At 57.2% G+C, this 14,574-nt stretch carries 14 protein-coding genes; 12 read left to right on the top strand and 2 right to left on the bottom strand.

Translation table 11 applies throughout. The features are described from left to right. Nucleotide 1 precedes the first annotated feature (1 nt). From ribD to L6762_RS01885, 12 genes are all read left to right on the top strand, one after another. Nucleotides 2-1,045, top strand: a complete 1,044-nt coding sequence (ribD, locus tag L6762_RS01940) for a bifunctional diaminohydroxyphosphoribosylaminopyrimidine deaminase/5-amino-6-(5-phosphoribosylamino)uracil reductase RibD (RefSeq protein WP_237185328.1) — start codon at nucleotides 2-4, stop codon at nucleotides 1,043-1,045. A gap of 153 nt (nucleotides 1,046-1,198) precedes the next feature. Then, the gene (gene ribB / locus L6762_RS01935; RefSeq protein ID WP_237185327.1) at nucleotides 1,199-2,512 is read left to right on the top strand and encodes a 3,4-dihydroxy-2-butanone-4-phosphate synthase; all 1,314 of its coding nucleotides are present in this window, start codon (nucleotides 1,199-1,201) and stop codon (nucleotides 2,510-2,512) included. Further along, nucleotides 2,502-3,128 (top strand): GTP cyclohydrolase II, encoded by a 627-nt coding sequence (locus L6762_RS01930; RefSeq protein WP_237185326.1) that lies wholly within the window; start codon nucleotides 2,502-2,504, stop codon nucleotides 3,126-3,128. Before ribB ends, L6762_RS01930 begins: the two co-directional genes overlap by 11 nt. Before the next feature lie 242 nt (nucleotides 3,129-3,370). Next, the gene (gene ribH, locus L6762_RS01925) at nucleotides 3,371-3,841 is read left to right on the top strand and encodes a 6,7-dimethyl-8-ribityllumazine synthase (RefSeq protein WP_237185325.1); all 471 of its coding nucleotides are present in this window, start codon (nucleotides 3,371-3,373) and stop codon (nucleotides 3,839-3,841) included. Between the two features lie 168 nt (nucleotides 3,842-4,009). Beyond that, nucleotides 4,010-4,321: a type II toxin-antitoxin system RelE/ParE family toxin gene (locus tag L6762_RS01920; protein WP_237185324.1), complete on the top strand. Its 312-nt coding sequence runs from the start codon at nucleotides 4,010-4,012 to the stop codon at nucleotides 4,319-4,321. Next, a complete protein-coding gene (locus tag L6762_RS01915; RefSeq protein ID WP_237185323.1) occupies nucleotides 4,308-4,622 on the top strand; it encodes a helix-turn-helix domain-containing protein in 315 nt (104 codons plus the stop codon). Before L6762_RS01920 ends, L6762_RS01915 begins: the two co-directional genes overlap by 14 nt. A 147-nt stretch (nucleotides 4,623-4,769) precedes the next feature. After that, on the top strand, nucleotides 4,770-5,033 hold the full coding sequence (locus L6762_RS01910) for a phosphoribosyl-ATP diphosphatase (protein WP_135012131.1): 264 nt from the start codon (nucleotides 4,770-4,772) through the stop codon (nucleotides 5,031-5,033). A 24-nt stretch (nucleotides 5,034-5,057) separates the two neighbouring features. Next, a complete protein-coding gene (gene hisG, locus L6762_RS01905; RefSeq protein ID WP_185173039.1) occupies nucleotides 5,058-5,903 on the top strand; it encodes an ATP phosphoribosyltransferase in 846 nt (281 codons plus the stop codon). 82 nt (nucleotides 5,904-5,985) lie between these two features. Beyond that, the gene (hisF, locus tag L6762_RS01900) at nucleotides 5,986-6,747 is read left to right on the top strand and encodes an imidazole glycerol phosphate synthase subunit HisF (protein WP_237185322.1); all 762 of its coding nucleotides are present in this window, start codon (nucleotides 5,986-5,988) and stop codon (nucleotides 6,745-6,747) included. A gap of 351 nt (nucleotides 6,748-7,098) precedes the next feature. After that, complete coding sequence (locus L6762_RS01895) at nucleotides 7,099-7,440, top strand: type II toxin-antitoxin system Phd/YefM family antitoxin (RefSeq protein WP_336603464.1); 342 nt, start codon at nucleotides 7,099-7,101, stop codon at nucleotides 7,438-7,440. Next, nucleotides 7,437-7,700, top strand: a complete 264-nt coding sequence (locus tag L6762_RS01890) for a Txe/YoeB family addiction module toxin (RefSeq protein ID WP_237185320.1) — start codon at nucleotides 7,437-7,439, stop codon at nucleotides 7,698-7,700. The genes L6762_RS01895 and L6762_RS01890 overlap by 4 nt, the downstream gene beginning before the upstream one ends. A gap of 614 nt (nucleotides 7,701-8,314) precedes the next feature. After that, entirely contained in the window at nucleotides 8,315-10,102 is a 1,788-nt protein-coding gene (locus tag L6762_RS01885) for an ATP-binding protein (RefSeq protein WP_272878677.1), read from the top strand. 58 nt (nucleotides 10,103-10,160) lie between these two features. On the opposite strand, the gene L6762_RS01880 is transcribed toward L6762_RS01885, so the two are convergent. After that, nucleotides 10,161-11,162 (bottom strand): Abi family protein, encoded by a 1,002-nt coding sequence (locus L6762_RS01880; protein ID WP_237185318.1) that lies wholly within the window; start codon nucleotides 11,160-11,162, stop codon nucleotides 10,161-10,163. Between the two features lie 233 nt (nucleotides 11,163-11,395). Further along, nucleotides 11,396-14,542: a type I restriction endonuclease subunit R gene (locus L6762_RS01875; protein WP_237185317.1), complete on the bottom strand. Its 3,147-nt coding sequence runs from the start codon at nucleotides 14,540-14,542 to the stop codon at nucleotides 11,396-11,398. Nucleotides 14,543-14,574 lie beyond the last annotated feature (32 nt).

Below are 14,574 nucleotides of genomic sequence, written 5' to 3'. Positions count from 1 at the left end.
CATGGCACACCTTACCGACACCCAGGCCATGGGCCTTGCCCTCGATAAGGCCCGCAAGGGCGTGCGCGGGGCTAACCCCCTAGTCGGGGCAGTAATTGTGGACGCCACCGGGCAGCTGCTTGCCACCGGATGGCACCGCGGCGCCGGCACACCCCACGCTGAAGCCGACGCCCTCGCCCAAGCCCGAGCCGCCGGCATCGACATCCGCGGGGCCCGCATGTTCGTCACCCTAGAGCCCTGCAACCACACCGGCCGCACCGGACCCTGCTCAGTTGCTATAGCCGAGGCCGGTATCGCTGAGGTCACCTACGCCTACGCCGACACCACCGACGACGCCGCCGGGGGAGCAGCCTACCTGCGCTCGCAGGGCATAGCTGTTCGTGGCGGGCTGTTGGAAGATGACGCCTACGCCCTCAATGCCCGCTGGTTCACTGCCGCTGCCGGGCGGCGTCCTTTCGTCACCGCCAAAATCGCAAGCTCCCTCGACGGCTTTATTGCAGCCGCCGACGGAACAAGCCAGTGGATTACCGGTGAGCACGCCCGCGCCGACGGCCACGCCCTGCGCACCCGCGCGGACGCCATCATGGTCGGAACCGGCACCGTCTTGGCCGATAACCCCCAGCTCACAGCAAGGACGCCCGAGGGGCAGCTTGCCGAGCAACAGCCCCTGCGCGTGGTTGTGGGGGAAAGCGCTTTGCTAGAGGGCAGCCACCTGGCCCAGGCCGTGAACCAGGGCAGTGCCCTGCACTACCGCACCCACGACCTCACCAGCGTCCTCACCGACCTACACGCCAGGGGAGTACGCCACCTCATGGTAGAAGGCGGCCCCACCCTCATCACCGCCCTCATCCGCACCAACCTCGTCGACGAACTCTACTGGTACCGAGCGCCCCTACTGCTCGGCGCCGGAAAACCAGCCCTGGGCGACCTCGGAATCAACAGCCTGAACCAGGCGGGGCGTTGGCAGATTGACCCAGCAGGGCAGACACCCGCTCTAGATGTTCTAGGTGCAGATACTCTGACTCGCCTCATACCTTCACGATAGGCTCAACAGGCTCGCGCTCGCTGCCGACCCTCTCGCCCGGTTCGCTAGCGCTCACAAGGGCGATTCACGCCAGCCCCGAGCCAGCAGCTTCGCTGCGAGCCTGCTGAGCCAAGCAAACTTGGAAAAGTTTCTAAACATTTGAAAGATCTCCTCATGTTTACCGGAATCATTGCCGCTGTCGGCACCGTAGAATCTCTTGAACCCGTACTCGATAGCTCGGGCCGGGTCGAATCAGCCGTTGTGACGATCAAAGCGGGCCCGATTATCGACGACCTGGAACACGGCGGCTCCCTGGCTGTCAATGGCGTCTGCCTGACTGCTACCCGCACCCGCGAGCTTGCCGACGGCTACTTTGCCGCCGACATGATGGGTGAAACCCTGCGCCGCACCAACCTGGGGCAGCTGGCCCCTGGTGCGCGCGTCAATCTTGAGCGCTGCATGCCAGCGGACGGCCGCTTTGACGGTCACGTCGTGCAGGGTCACGTGGACGGGCTCGGCACCGTGGTCAAGGTTGAAGACCACGAATCCTGGCGTACCGTGCGCGTGCGAGTGCCGCGGGACATGGCAGCCCACCTCACAGAGAAGGGATCCATCACTGTCTCGGGTGCGTCGCTGACCGTCACCGCCGTATCCTACCCGCAGGCCGACACCCACTGGTTCGAGGTAGGTCTGATTCCCGCAACGCTAGAAGCCACCACATTAGGCGAGCTGACCGTGGGCGATACCGTCAACCTCGAAACCGATGCCCTCGCCAAGTACGTGCAGCGTATTCTGGCGGTATCGGGGTCGGTTGCCGGCCTGGGCGTTACCCCCACCGGTAGCGCTGGTGGCTGGGAACGCCGCGCCGCCGCCCTCGACACCATCGACCGAGCAGTTGCCGAAATTGCCCGGGGCGGGGCCGTCGTCGTGGTCGATGACGAAGACCGCGAAAACGAAGGCGACATCATCTTCGCCGCCGAACACGCCACCGCCGAACTCATGGGCTTCACCATCCGCTATACCTCCGGCGTCATTTGTGCCCCCATGAGTGCCGCCCGGGCAGATGCCCTGAACCTGCCGCCCATGGTTGAGGTCAATGAGGACGCCAAGGGCACCGCCTACACCGTCACCTGCGATGCCCGCGAAGGCGTGACCACCGGTATCTCAGCGGCAGACCGGGCCCGAACTGTTCAGGTCCTTGCCGACCCGGCGTCCTCAGCGAACGACCTGACCCGCCCCGGCCACGTCCTGCCCCTGCGGGCGGTCGACGGGGGAGTGCGCCAGCGCCCCGGCCACACCGAAGCCGCGGTAGAGCTCTCCCTGCTCGCGGGCCTATCGGGAGTCGGCGTGATCTCTGAAATCGTGAACGACGACGGCACCATGATGCGCTTCGACGCCCTCCGCGCCTTCGCCACCCAACACAACATGCCCATGATTTCCATCGCTGACCTAATCACCTACCTGCAGGAGCGCGACGGTGACCGATAAAAACACCCTGGTAGCCAGCAGTGAGCCGGTGCTGGTACCCACCCCTCACGGCACCTTCGCCGTGTCTGCCTACGAGTTTGCCGACGGCACCGAGCACATGCTCGCCACCGCCGTCGGCGCGGACGGACGCCCCCTCGTCCCTGCGCAGGAAGGGCAAGACCACCTGATTCGGCTCCATTCCGAATGTGCCACGGGCGACCTGCTCGGATCCTACCGCTGCGACTGCGGCCCTCAGCTAGAAAAAGCCCTAGCCACCGTGCAGGAGCTGGGTGGTTCGGTGCTGTATCTGCGCGGGCATGAGGGCAGGGGCATTGGCCTGGTCAATAAGCTCCGCGCCTATGCCCTGCAAGACGCCGGGGACGACACCCTGGACGCCAACCTGCACCTGGGCTTCCCAGCTGACGCGCGTGACTACACCCAGGCGTCCGCTATCTTGAAGGCAGCCGGGCTGACCCGCGTGCGCCTGCTGACCAACAACCCAGCCAAGGCCGAGGCTCTGACCGACCTGGGGGTGGAGGTGACCGGGCTGGTGCCCGACATCATCGCCCCTAGACCCGAAAACGAGCGCTACCTGGCCACCAAGCGTGACCGCATGCGCCATATTCTTGACTACTAGCGACTTTTCTTGGCACCCACGGGCTCGCGCTCGATGGAGCCCTGCAGATTCCGAGCGCGCGAGGAAAATAATCTGCGGGCGGAATAGGCGCAAGCCTGACCCTCACGCCCCGCCTGACGGCGGATTCCGTTCGCTCTGATGTGCTCGCGCGCTCGCACTCGCTCACTTCATCGAAGCCAGCAGCTTCGCTGCGAGCCCGTGATGCCTTACCACTCAATCAATACAACCCTAAGGAGAACACCATGAGCGGAGCAGGAGCACCCGCCCCCAAACTCAACCCCGCAGAGACCGCAGGTCTGAAGGTCGCTATTGTTGCGGCGTCCTGGCACACCCAGATTATGGACGGCCTGCTCGACGGCGCCCAGCGTGCAGCAGCGGACGCCGGCATCGAGCCCACCATCGTGCGCGTCCCTGGCACCTTCGAACTGCCCGTTGCCGCAGCCACCCTGGCCGACACATACGATGCGGTGGTCGCCCTGGGCGTGGTTATCCGCGGCGGCACCCCGCACTTCGACTACGTTTGTGATGCCGCCACCAGCGGCCTGACCAAGGTCTCAGTGGAGACCAAAACCCCCGTTGGCTTCGGCGTGCTGACCTGCGACACCGAAGAGCAGGGTATAGACCGCGCAGGCCTACCCGGCTCCACCGAAGACAAGGGCTACGAGGCAATGGCCGCGGCGCTGGAAACCGTGGTGGCCCTGCGCGGGCTCTAAAACCTAGAGGCAAGCCCCCAAATGTTATGAGCGGACGCCCGCCCTCCTATCTTTAGCGAAGATAGGAGGGCTATACTTTGTCTTCACCTATGCAATAGAACATATTTATAGTATTCTGGCGTTATGCAAGGGTGGACGGTTGAAGTAGGTTTCGTTCAAGACTGGCTCATGGAACTACCTAGCCAGGAGTATCTTCATGTGCTTGCAGCGCTTGAATACCTTGGGTCTGTAGGACCTCATGGGGGTAGGCCCTTTATTGATCGTATTACCGGCTCGTCTTTCCATAACCTCAAAGAACTAAGACCCCGCGGCCACGCAAAAAATATTAGAATTCTATTCATCTTTGATCCAGAGCAACAGGCGATTCTGTTGGCAGCTGGTGACAAAACCGGCCAATGGAACAAATGGTACAAACAGAATATCCCTCTTGCTGAGAAACGCTATGAAGAGTACCTAAGGAAACGCCATGACAACTCTTGAAGAACTGAAACAAATGCGCCCGGTAGATTCCCAGGAATTACAAGGCCTGGTTGATGCCATGCATGCTGAAGCGCATGTATACCAACTGCAAAAACTGCGTAAAGAATTAGGAATGACGCAGACCGATCTAGCTGAAAAGATCGGTGTCTCCCAAAAAAGAATTTCCCAAATGGAAAAGGGGGATATTGGGAGCGTGAGTCTCAAAACCCTCCACAAATACATCACAGCACTTGGTGCAGAACTTACTGTTTCGGCTAGTTTTCCGGTGGGTACAAGCCACACGATTTACAGCACCCGGTAAGTAGGTCCCGACGCCCGCCCTCCTGCCCTGCCCTGGGATAGGAGGGCGGGTGCGTCCTTACCGGAAAAAGAAGGGGGCATGACCGAAAGATGAAATCTAAACCTGCCCGGTAACGCCAGCACCTCAAAGAGCGGTACGCTAGAGACCGTGAAGAACTTTGAAACCCTATTCGCAGAGCTAGCCGAAAAGGCTGAAACCCGCCCTGAGGGCTCCGGCACCGTTGCGGAACTCGACAAAGGTGTGCACTTTATCGGCAAGAAAATTGTAGAAGAAGCAGCGGAAGTCTGGATGGCCGCTGAATTCCAGTCTGACGCCGAGTTCGCTGAAGAGGCTTCACAGCTGATTTACCATTTGCAGTGCATGATGATCGCCAAGGGACTGACTCCTGAAGATATCTACAAGTACCTCTAAACCATCACTGCAAAGGACTAACCTATGCTGCGCGTTGCAGTTCCTAATAAGGGCATGCTTTCTCAGGCTGCCATCACCATGCTGACCGAGGCTGGTTACCTCCAGCGCCGCGACTCCCGCGAGCTGGTGCTCGTTGACCAGGACAACGAGGTTGAATTTTTCTACCTGCGCCCCCGCGACATCGCCGTGTACGTGGGCGAGGGCACCCTGGACGTCGGTATCACCGGCCGCGACCTGCTGCTCGACTCCGGCACCCACGCTGAGGAAGCGCTCAAGCTCGATTTTGCCCGCTCCACCTTCCGCCTGGCTGGGCCCGCCGGTACCTACACCGACCCGTCCGAACTTGAAGGTAAGCGCATCGCCACCAGCTACAAGCGCCTGCTGACCGACTACCTGGAACGCTCCGGCATCAACGCGTCGGTGGTGCGCCTGGATGGCGCTATTGAGTCCTCGATTCGGTTGGGCGTTGCGGACGCCATCGCCGACGTCGTAGAAACCGGCAACACCATGCGCGCTGCAGGTCTGGAACCTTTTGGCGACCCGATTATGCGCTCCGAGGCCCTGCTGATTAAGCGCCCCGGCGTTGAGGACCACGCCGGTCTTGAGCGCCTCCAGCGCCGCCTGCAGGGTGTGCTGATTGCCCGCCAGTACGTGATGATTGACTACAACATCGAAGAGGCTAACCTTAAGGCTGCCACCACTCTGACCCCCGGCCTTGAAGCCCCGACCATCTCGCCGCTCTCGCGCGAGGGCTGGGTTGCCGTGCGCTCCATGGTGCCGCGCAAGGCAGCGAATAAGGTCATGGATTCCCTCTACGACATCGGCGGCCGCGGCATCCTAGTCACCGCCATTCAGGCCGCGCGCCTGTAACTTTACCCGGCGGCGTCCTTGCCCCCTGATATGGGCGGACGCCGCCGCTTCAGTTTTGCTTTCAAGGAAAGGGGGCGCGCCCGTGGGTGTTGCCATTCGTGTTATTCCGTGTCTTGATGTGGACGGCGGCCGCGTGGTCAAGGGCGTCAAGTTTGAGGGCCTGCGCGACGCTGGCGACCCGGTAGAACTCGCCAAGCGCTACAACGCTGAGGGCGCCGATGAACTGACCTTCCTGGACGTCACCGCCTCTTCTTCGGACCGCCAGACCACCTTCGATGTGGTGTCGTCAACCGCTGAGCAGGTCTTTATTCCGCTAACTGTGGGCGGGGGAGTGCGCACCGCTGAGGACGTCGACCGTCTGCTACGCACCGGCGCCGATAAGGCCTCTATTAACACTGCGGCTATTGCCCGGCCCGAGGTGATCAACGAGATTACCGAGCGGTTTGGATCCCAGGTGCTGGTGCTCTCGGCGGACGCCAAGAAGTCGGATGCTACCCCGTCCGGCTACGAGGTGACCACCCACGGCGGCCGCACATCCACCGGGCTTGACCTGCTCGAATGGGTTGCTGAGGCCCAGGAGCGCGGCGTAGGCGAGATCCTGCTGAACTCCATTGACGCCGACGGCACTAAGGCCGGCTTTGACCTGCCCATGATCCGCGCAGTGCGCTCTGTTGTCACCGTACCCCTGATTGCTTCGGGCGGCGCGGGCGCAGCCGAGCACTTCCCACCCGCCATAGAAGCAGGAGCGGACGCCGTCCTCGCCGCTTCCATCTTCCACTTCGGCGAGGTCAGCATTGGGGAAGTGAAGGACGCAATCCGAGCGGCGGGGTACGAAGTACGTTAGGAGAGGACGAGTAAGGCTCACCAGGCTCACGCTTGGCGTGCTCTCGGGCTCGCGCTCGCTGCCGACCCTCTCGCCTGGTTCGCTTCGCTCACGAGGCGATTCACGCCAGCCCCGAGCCAGCAGCTTCGCTGCGAGCCCGAGAGCACTTCTAGCCTAATAAGTAAGTCTCAGAATGGGAATAATCCTGCTCTTCGCGTTTCTGGAAAGGCACATCATCTAGTGCCTTTAGTACCCAGTCAGGGTTCAGTATAAGGTCTCGCATTCCTAGCATGTATCGGCTGAAATATTCGTTATTGTACTCAATGCCAGTTGAATGAGTTCAGCGGCATCAAAGTCGACCTTGACCTGCTCATGACTCGGGCGATTGGTATATCACGAGGTTACTTCATTCATCCAGATAATATTTTGCCCCCTCTTGCTGAGGCGTACGTAATTCCGTATTGTTGGGGTATGACTACGATTTCAGTAACTAACGCCCGCAGTGACCTCTACCAGTTGGTTGACCAGGTCAATGCTGACTCGCACCCTGTTACCATTGCAGGAAAGCGAGGTAACGCTGTGTTAATTGGCGAAGATGATTGGCTGGCTATCCAAGAAACTCTATACCTCAGCTCTATCCCTGAAGTCCGAGAAAGTATCCAGCAGGCTCGCAAGGAGCCTCTGAGCGAAGGCAGCACGGAGCTTCCTTGGTGAGCTGGAAACTGATTTACTCCAAGCAAGCGCAAAAGGATGCACTCAAACTCAAACGTTCTGGCTTGCAACCTAAGGCTCAGAAGCTGCTAGAGGTAATTGCTGAAAACCCTTGGCAGAACCCTCCACGCTACGAAAAACTCGTCGGAGACATGGCGGGCTTGTATTCCAGACGAATCAACGTTCAGCACAGACTTGTTTATGACGTGTTCGAAGAGGAACACACTGTCCATGTGCTAAAAATGTGGACCCACTACGAGTAAACCGTACAGAGCCCATCTAGCAGTTCATTTTGAGCATGAACTGGACAAATTGCTCAGCTGGCATCTTGCGCACATGTACAACTTGATTTATAGCGTTCTATCCCAGACTCCTTGATACTAAGAAACTTGACCTACTTGCTGTTGTGCCTGTCGTGGTTATAGAGGGGGCTCGTACAGTTGGGGAAGACAATCTTGGTGAACAAGCTGGCTCACAGAGCGATTCACGCCCCGCCTGACGGCGGATTGCGTTCGTTCTAGCGTTTCTCTGAAGCTAGACGGCTAAATGCCTTTTCGAGGTCTTTGACGGGCAGGCTGTTGTGTAGAGACTTTGCCTGTAGCGCATAGAGACTCCGTTTTGCGTCTGTTAGACCATCTGTGCCACGCGTATGTTCGGTGCGTGAGCGACGAGTTGTAATTTTGCTACTGGCCTTTAGTACCTTTTTAGCTTTTCTGACTGCTCTATACATCGCAGAACTCACAGCGCTAATAGTCATTTCCTACCCTCCTATCCCTTGAAGATGACTACTGAGGTGAACTGGTTAATCCACTTAGTACTTTAACAACTTGTACATCCTATGTACAAAATTTTGTGCATCGAATGTACAATTTGACCTATGACCTTCTATCCCAGATTCCTTGAGCCCAAGATCCTAGACCTACTTGCTGTTGCGCCTGTCGTGATTATCGAAGGCGCTCGTGCAGTGGGGAAGACAAGCTTGGTGAACAAGCTGGCTCATGAGGGGTATCTTAAGGCAGTTTATTCGATGGCTGATACCGGTCTGCGAGCAGTGGTTGAGGCTGATACAGTGGGTTGGCTCCGTGGTCTAGAGTGGCCCTGCGCAATCGACGAAGCTCAGCTGGTTCCTGAGCTACCGGTTGCTGTGAAACAGGTTCTAGATGAGAACCAGGACTCAATTCGTCTAGTTCTTACCGGTTCTTCAAGCATCGGGCAAAGCGGCTTTGGCGGCACTGACCCTCTGGCACGCAGGGCTTTACGAGTATCATTAGAGCCTTTAAGCGAGGCAGAAATCAACTCTCCCCATCAGCAGCCGTGGTCTGTGATAGATGCTCTATTTGATGCAAATCCGGTTACAGGGGAACAAACACAACCTCTGGATATTGAATCTGACGCGATTGTTTTAGGGGGTATGCCCCAGTATCGTCGGTTTGCTGGCAATTCAGTGACCTCAACGTTAGGCCTGGCTATTGACGAGGGGATAAGAAGCATCCTAACTCAGCGGGTAAAGCCAGGTGAGTCGTTTGATCAGGTACGTGCACACGAGATTTTGGCTTATGTTTTAAGGCACCCTGCTTCAGAGCTAAATATCTCTGAAATGGGCAGAGAACTCTCAATGGACCGCCGCACAGTTGATTCTTATCTCGACGCTCTCGAAAAACGTTTCTTGATATATGAGGTCCCCAACCTGCATCGGGCTTCAAAGAGGTCTTTGCGGTCTTCAGCTAAGTTTTTCCCCGCAGATGTGGCTTTATCCGCTCGGTCTTTGGTAAGCACGAGTGATGCACAGTTAGTTGATGCAGATGTACGAGGGCGTCTGATTGAGACGCTGGTGATGCAGCAGATACGTGCCCATGCTGGATGGGCTGAGCGTAGTGTGGATATATTCCATTGGCGTCAGCGGATTAAGAACAAGGACGTTGAGGTCGATGTAGTCTTGCGTGATTCTGCAGGTTCTCTCATTGCTGTGGAAGTGAAAGCTTCTGCGCGTGTAAAACCTGAATTCTTGAAGGGGTTGAAGAGCTTTCAAGAATTGTATGGTGACAGGGTTACACGGGGCTTTGTTGTTTGTAATGTGGCTCGGCCTGTGCCTTTAGGTGAGAAAATTTGGGCTCTTCCCTTGGCCGCCTTGTGGGACGCTAGTTTGTGGCAGGGGTTGATGAACAGAGCGCGCGCAACTGCGATAGAGCCACGGGCAGAGCTTGAGCCCTCTAAGAAAACTGGCGATGTTGATGTGCGTGTCGTTGCTAGTTTCGCTGCGGCTGATGAGGGCTCTGCGTTAGCAGGGAATATTCGTGGCTTTGCTGAAGATGTTGCTGATGCTGTTGAGGGTCTGTCTGGTTTGAGTGTTGAGCTTGTTTTAGATGATGATCCGGCACATTTTGCTCATACGCTGGGCGCGGACGCTGACGAGCAGGTACCCCTTGTTGGCTTGGCTTTGGTGACGCCTCGCTGGGTAAAGCAAATTAGTGACTTGTCTGTGTTAGACGGCAAGAATATTGTGCCGGTTCTGTGGATTGCTAACTCTAAGATTCCAGAGGAACAGAGTAGGGCTGTTCTTGATTTAACGGATGTGCGTCGTGCAGATCGTGATTCCGCACAGTACCGCCTGGGCGTGGAGCAGGTGGCGGAGAGCTTGCTCTCTAAGATGTCCCACAATATCTAGTGGCTCAGTTCCTCCACCTTCTCACCCCGCAGCAGTTCGTAGAGGCCCATGCGGAATATTAGTTATTCCAGATTTCTAATTCTTGCCAGTTGCCAGGAAAACCCATGTTACGTTCGGCAGTAATAAGCGGTTCAGATAATTCTTGCAGATATATTTGGGGTAACTTTTTAACCTGCGTTTTGAACGTATTGTGCCAGTTAGTGCCAGATTCATGGCATCTAAGCATATGGGCGAGTAAGACACACGGCATGTATATTTTGTCGGCAGGGAGTTCCTTATCTATATGCTTTAAATATTTTTTGAAGTAAGAGTTTGAATGAACAGACACATTCCTTTTCATGCTCTTATTGAAAACTCTAGCACCATGAGCGCAGTCGTTTCTTAAGTCCATGATTGCAAGTAGCCAGGAGCCAAACTTGGTGCCTTGTCGAACCCCGAAATTTCTTGCCACATCATTTTGGTCTTCTGCCTTCATCAAAAGATAAAAGTGAATTAGGGTTCCAAAGGACACAATTTCTAGTGCTGCCCACACAGGAATTTCTGTCTTGTAGACAAGCGTATGGTGCGCTATGAAATCGTCATTATTTTTGGATTTTTTGGCGCTCTCGTACTGAGCTTTCCAAGCCTCAAACTTGGTTGTTTGATCTCGAGAAGAAGTAAGTTCATAACATTTTGTGGAATCTAAGCATGAAATCTCAAGATGCCCTTTTGGATTTTTCTTTGCGATGACATGGGCGATAGCGGTTCTTAGTCTTACCTCTAAATCAAAGATACCTGTCAAAATGACGGCACGTAGTTTGGTGTCGAAATCTGCTAACGCTATAGAGTCTTCGAACCTTGAGCCAGCTTCAAACTCATCATGGCGGAACTCTCTACGTTTGATGAGATCATCGGTGAGGGGCTCTCGAAGTTTTCTAAAGGGATATCTGTAGCCGCTCGTGCGGTGGTAGCCGAGTCTTCTGAGCTCTGCTTCAGCTTTAGTCTTATCGTCGATTTGCATCCCCAGCTGCTCAAGTCTGTTGATGAGATCTGGGTGGTCTAGGAACCCTTTTTCAGCCATAAGCACCTACTTAAAATGAAAACCGCCACATGATACATGCAGAACTTTGAGGTTCCATGTAACAGAGGTGGGCGGTGTCTGATACCTTTACCCTACCACATGCGATGTTGCATTTGAATGCTGGGAGAAACTTGATTCCAAACCGCGTAACAATTTCTAATAAGGTTATAGCCTACTTCGATTCGATGGTCGGAGTTATACCAGCATACAAAGATCGCTAAGGTGGTCCCCTTTTACGGAGTCAGCTCCTCCACCTTCTCGCCCCGCAGCAGCTCGTACAGGCCCATGTCGAGCATGAACTCCACGAACTGCTCCGCCGGCAACTTGCGCACGTGGTCAATCAGGTCAGCTGTATCTGAGCTGTAGTCCCAGAGCTTATTCGCCAGGCCAACGCGCACATTCTTCGAATGGTAGAAGTCCACCTTGGTGTTGGCCATGGCGCTTTGTTTGAGCCCGGCGTCCTTGGCCGCCTCAGCCACGAAGGTAGTAGCAAAGCCCACCTGGTGCTCGTCACTCAGGTCAAGGCCGTGGAAGTACTTATTAATCTTCTCAATCAGTTCAGAGCGGGCTTTGCGCTCGCGCTCCTGGATACTGGCGAGGCCGGCCTCCGTCATGCCCTGCAGCCCAGCCGCCTGGGAGGACGATAGCTTCAAGTCTTCCTCTTCGCGCAGCTTTTCGAGGCGGTAGTGGGTGAGCACGATGTCGTCCACGTTCACTACCTCGGGTGATACCTCATCGAGGGTGAAGCGGCGCAGCTTGCGTGCGAGCAGGTCAGCGAAGGCGGAGAGTTTCTCGTAGTAGGGGTCGCCGAAGTTGAAGATTTGCGAGAAGAAGGCGTAGGACTTCACGTACTGGGCGAGGGTTGAGCGGAACTCCAGCAGTACTTCAAGGGTGGCTCGGTCAGTAGAACCATCAACCCCCTCCTGCGCTGCCTGCCAGCGCGTCACAAACCGCTGCACGGGTATGGAGATGAGGGAGTCAAAGGACGCCTGCCGGGCACCGGGTGCAACCCACTTTTCCCAGAACTGTTCCACATCTGCCCGGTTGTAGATACCGGCCGCGTCGAGCTTGTCGACCTGTTTGGCAACCAGGTCGAGGTCTGATTCGGTCTCGATGCGGGCGTCCTCGTAGTACTCGGCGAAGGCGGCGCGAATCTGCTCGGGGTCGTTGACGAAGTCCAGAATGTAGGTGTTCTCTTTGCCGTCAGCCCGGCGGTTGAGGCGGGAGAGGGTCTGCACGGCGGTGATACCCGAGAGCTTCTTATCCACATACATGGCAACCAGGAGGGGCTGGTCGAAGCCGGTCTGGTACTTGTTGGCCACAATCAGAATGTGCTGGCCGTCCTGGTTGAAGACCTCAGCTAGGTTCCTGCCCCTAAGGTCAGGGTTCATGGACGCCTCAGTCACGGTGGGGGTATCAACCCCGGGCACTACCTCAAGGTCGGGGTCGGGCAGTTCACCGGAGAAAGCAACCAGGGTCTTGAGGGGCAGACCCTTTTCAGCAATGGCCTTTTCGAAGGCCCGCTGGTAGCGCACGGCAGCTGCCCGGGAGGACGTCACCACCATGGCTTTAGCTTTTCCGCCCAGCTCCTGCTTGACCCGGCCCTCAAAGTGCTCAAGAATCACCGCTACCTTGGAGGCAACATTGGTGGGGTGTAGCTCCACAAAGTTGATCAGGCTCTTGGTGCCCTTGCGGATGTCGATTTCTTCATCGGCCCCGCTGTCCTCGTTCTTCTGGGCGATTTTGGCGGCCATCTGGTAGGTGGTGTAGTTCTTGAGCACATCAAGAATGAAGCCCTCTTCAATGGCCTGCTTCATGGGGTAGAGGTCGAAGGGTTGGTGGGGGCCGGTGCCGTCGGCCCGTCGCCCAAAGACCTCTAGGGTTTTTGCCTTAGGAGTGGCGGTAAAGGCAAAGAAGGAGACCTGGTGGCCTTCACCGACGACCCGCTGGGCCATTTTGGTGAGGGCCACCTGGTCGGCTTCGGGGTCTGACTCTTCGATACCGGCGTCAATCTCGGTGTTGAGCATTTCCTTGATGGAGTCGGTTGCCTTGCCTGACTGGGAGGAGTGGGCTTCGTCGGCAATAATCGCAAAGTGCTTACCGGCGAGCTGGCCGCCTTCCTTGGTCATTTCTGCCAGGGCGAAGGGGAAGGTTTGCAGGGTGACGCCGATGATGGGCACGCCGGTGGTCAGTGCCTCGACGAGCTGCTTAGATTTGGAATCGCCACTGCCGCGCGTAATGGGCTGGAAAGTGCCGGCGGTGGTGACGAGCTGGTCGATAGCGTCCTGCAGCTGCTGGTCGAGGACTTGACGGTCGGCAATGACGATGACGGAGTCGAAGACGCGCTCGCCCTCTGGGGTGTGCAGGTTGGAGAGCCGGTGGGCCGTCCAGGCGATGGAGTCGGTTTTGCCGGAGCCTGCTGAGTGCTGCACCAGGTATTTGTGCCCTGCGCCTTCGGTGCGGGCTGCTTGCACGAGTTTGGTGACGGCCCGCCACTGGTGGTAGCGGGGGAATCTGATGTGGCTCTTATGGGTGGTTTTGCCGGTGAGGGGGTCGGTGATTTTTTGGTGGTTGGTGTAGATGAATTTGGTGAGAATAGTGATCCAGATGTTGGGTTCCAGGATTTCTTCCCAGAAGTAGCTGGTGGCTAGTTTGCCGTCGATGATGGGGTTTCCTGCTCCGCCATTGGCTCCGCGGTTGAAGGGGAGGAAGTTGGTGGCGCTGCCTGCCAGTTTGGTGGTCATGGCGATTTCGTCTTGGGAGAGGGCGAAGTGCACCAGGGCGCCGCGGTGTTCTTGGAGCAGGGGTGAGGTTTTGGGGTCGCGGTCGGTGCGGTACTGCTTGATGGCGTCTTGCAGGGTTTGGGTGTATTCGCTTTTGAGTTCGATGGTGGCTACGGGTAGGCCGTTGATGAAGAGGACGAGGTCGATGCGGGCGGTTTCGTCTGCTGGGTTGTAGCGGACTTCTTCGACGACTCGCAGGATGTTCTTCTGATAGAGGGCGGTGAGGTCGGGGTTGCGGTTGTCTTGGGGTGGGTAGGCCAGTAGCTGGAAGGGGCGGCGTGCGCCGGGCACACTGAAGCCTTTGCGCAGGACGTTGAGGGTTCCGCCGCCTTGTTTTTCCGGGGCTGAGAGTTTGGTGACGAGTCGGTCGAGCAGGCGGTTTTCTTGGGCCTGCTGGGTGGCGGGGTCTGTGCCGGGTTTGATGAGGGTGGCGTAGTTTTTGGGGTCGCTAGTTTTGAGCCAGGTGAGGACGTCGGCGGGGTAAAGGGCACGGCGGGCGTCGTAGCCTGCGGAGCTGGGGGAGTGCACCCACCCATGAGCGGCCAGGTGAGCGCAGATGTCTTGCTGGAGAGGACGTTCGAGGTGGGTGCGGGGCATAGTGAAATTTCCTGACTTTATTATTCAATTGA

The organism is Rothia nasimurium, assembly GCF_928381705.1.
GTDB lineage: Bacteria > Actinomycetota > Actinomycetes > Actinomycetales > Micrococcaceae > Rothia > Rothia nasimurium_G.
This window is presented reverse-complemented; position numbering and strand designations above follow the sequence as displayed.